This window comes from Mesobacillus subterraneus, from assembly GCF_023715485.1.
GTDB classification, from domain to species: Bacteria; Bacillota; Bacilli; order Bacillales; family Cytobacillaceae; genus Mesobacillus; species Mesobacillus subterraneus_B.
In genome coordinates this window covers 1-344 of the sequence record NZ_JAMBOF010000055.1, presented here as the reverse complement: position 1 = coordinate 344, position 344 = coordinate 1, and the positions used below count along the sequence as shown (strand labels likewise).

General features: G+C 41.6%; 1 rRNA gene. It reads right to left on the bottom strand.

Annotated elements, in window-relative coordinates:
* Positions 1–250: 250 nt before the first annotated feature.
* Positions 251–344 (bottom strand): 16S ribosomal RNA (locus M3204_RS23540); the annotation flags it as partial.

The window sequence follows — 344 nt, the reverse complement described above, 5'->3', positions numbered from 1 at the left end:
AACTTAACCGTTTGACAATAAATTGTCGTGGTTGATTCTCTATTAAATAGAGAGAAAAACTAAAATGGCGATCACTCGGTTTTTCTTGGTTCTTCTTACTTACGATTATCTAGTTTTCAAGGAACAAAAAAGTCTTGAGGAATTACTCCCTCAAAACTAAACAAACAAGCGGTCAACTGTACGAATTCGCGAGAATTCGTTTACGAACCCAAAGGTTCGCATTCCGATTGCCAATAGGCAATATCCTTAGAAAGGAGGTGATCCAGCCGCACCTTCCGATACGGCTACCTTGTTACGACTTCACCCCAATCATCTGTCCCACCTTAGGCGGCTGGCTCCATAAA